This is a genomic window from Pseudarthrobacter sp. NKDBFgelt (assembly GCF_046097905.1).
Taxonomy (GTDB): Bacteria; Actinomycetota; Actinomycetes; order Actinomycetales; family Micrococcaceae; genus Arthrobacter; species Arthrobacter polychromogenes.
Map to the genome: position 1 here is coordinate 1 of NZ_JBJURL010000153.1, position 2233 is coordinate 2233.

The window sequence follows — 2233 nt, forward strand, 5'->3', positions numbered from 1 at the left end:
CCTCTCCCCGGCGGCCGGGACCCTCGTCCAGCTCGGCTCGGTCGCCCTCGGCGCCAGCAGCCTCGTGCGGACCCGCATTCTGACCCTGCGCGGCGCCGAGGTCATGGTGAGCGACGGCATCATCGCGCCGGACGGCTCGACTACCACCGGCCGGGGCACGCAGGTCAGCGCCCTGCTGGACGTGGAGGTGCAGTTCTGGTTCGACCTGGCCGTGATCCGCGTGCCCGAGGACCGTTCGATTCGGACCCGCTACAAGGCGGTGGGCGTTCGGTCGGAGTGGGGCGCCGGCACCGAGGCCGAGTACGTGCCGATCCCGGTGTTCGACCCCTCCCGGGGCTACGAGCTTGACATCCAGCCCGGTTCCCTGGTCGCCACGCCGCCGCTGGACGAGATCCTGCGCGTGTTCGGTGTCCGCGTCAGCCGCGACAACCCGACCTACCTCGAGGTCGAGGCAGGCATCGACGTGCCGCTGGGCCCCGTGACCGTGGACACGGTCCGCGTCCGGGCGAGGCTCGACGCCGTCGAGCCCCCGCAGCTGACCAAGCTCGGCGCTACGCTCGACATCCCCGGCACAGTCCACGGCGCGGGCTCGATCGAACTCACCGGCGCCGGGTTCAAGGCGGCGTTCGACCTGACCATCGTGCCCCTGAGCATCCGCGCCGCCGCGACCCTCGCGATCGAGACCAAGGCCAGCGTCACCGGCCTTTTGATCGGCGTAGAGGTCGAGTTCCCCGCGCCCCTCCCGCTGGGCAACTCGGGCCTGGCCCTGTACGGGCTGCTCGGCGGGGTCGGCGTCAACTACGGCCGGCTGGAGAACACCGCGGCGCGGGTCCCGGCGCTCGACTGGCTCATGGCGCAGCTCGCCCCGCCGCGGAAAAGCGTGATGCATCCGGACGGCTGGACCCACGGAGCCGGCTCCTTCGCCGTCGCGGCCGGACTGCTGCTCGGGACCACCGAGGGCGGGTTCATCCTGCACCTCAAGGGCATCCTCCTGATCGAAGTGCCCGGGCCCCGGCTGCTGCTTGTGATGAAGGCGGACGTCCTGAGCCTCCCGCCCGCCCTGGGCTCCACCCAGGAGGCCACCTTCCTCGCGGTGCTGGACATCGACTTCGGCGCCGGCACCATCACAGTCGGCGTCGTCGCGGACTACGCCGTCGAGCGGATCCTGCGCATCCACGTCCCGGTCACCGCCTTCTTCGACGCGCGGAACCCGGAGAAGTGGCTGGTCGACCTCGGCTCCTACGACGACCGGGTGACGGTGAAGGTGCTCGACGTGTTCACCGGCACCGGATACCTCATGGTGCACGGCGACGGCATCGCCATTCCGCCCCTGCCAGCCACGACCGGCCTGTCCGTGGCCACCGGCTTCCACATCCAGGCCGTGCTGATGGGGTCCAAGGCCGCCCGGCTGTACGTCGAGGCGGCGGCGGGGTTCGACGCCGTGCTCGGCTTCGACCCGTTCTTCCTGGCCGGCAAGGTCTATGTCCGGGGCGAGCTGCGGCTGTTCATCGTCTCGATCGGCGTGAGCGCCGAGCTGACACTCATGGTCGGCACCAGGATCCAGGACGGCGTTCCCCGTGACGACCCGTACGTGCACGGCGAGGTCTGCGGCCGGGTCGACTTCTTCTTCTTCAGCGTCAAGGGCTGCGTCGAGCTCACCATCGGCCACGAGCCGGACCCTGACCCGCCGGTGCGCGACCTGGTCGCCGGACTATCCCTCGCCGGACGGACGCCGGCGCTGCTCGAGGGCACCGCCGGCCGGCCCGCCGACTCGACCGTCGGTCACGCTGCGGAGGTGGAAAAGCCCGAGGGGGAGGACTCAGTCGTCCACGGCGAGGTGCCGACCGTGCCGCTCGACGCCGTCCCCGTGCTCCGCTTCCAGGTCGCGCCCGACGCCGAGGGGCTGAGCGTGCTGGGCCAGGCACCGCTCGGCTCGACCGGCGCGGCGGGCGCCGGCGTCTGGCGCCGGATCGGGGAACGCTGGTGGGCCTACAAGGTTACGGGCGTCACCCTCAGCGGCACCCTCACCGCGGGCACGACGCCGTCGGTATGGTGGAGCGCGTCGGCGCCCGGTTCGTCAACCGCCGAGCCGCCGGCGCTGGCATTGCTGCACTGGCTGCCGACGCCGTTCACGAGCACCGTCACGTACGGCGAGGTGCTGCGGGAGCAGGTCGAGCACCGCTGGGGGACCGTCTGCCGCCCGGCTGCGGCGGCGCGGCCGGGCGGCAGACGG

The 2233-nt window shown here is 72.1% G+C and carries 1 protein-coding gene; it reads left to right on the forward strand.

What is annotated here, in order from left to right; all coding sequences use genetic code 11:
* Positions 1–2233 (forward strand): DUF6603 domain-containing protein (locus ACKAE7_RS20750; protein ID WP_408980192.1); only part of this gene is annotated, 2233 nt, incomplete at both ends.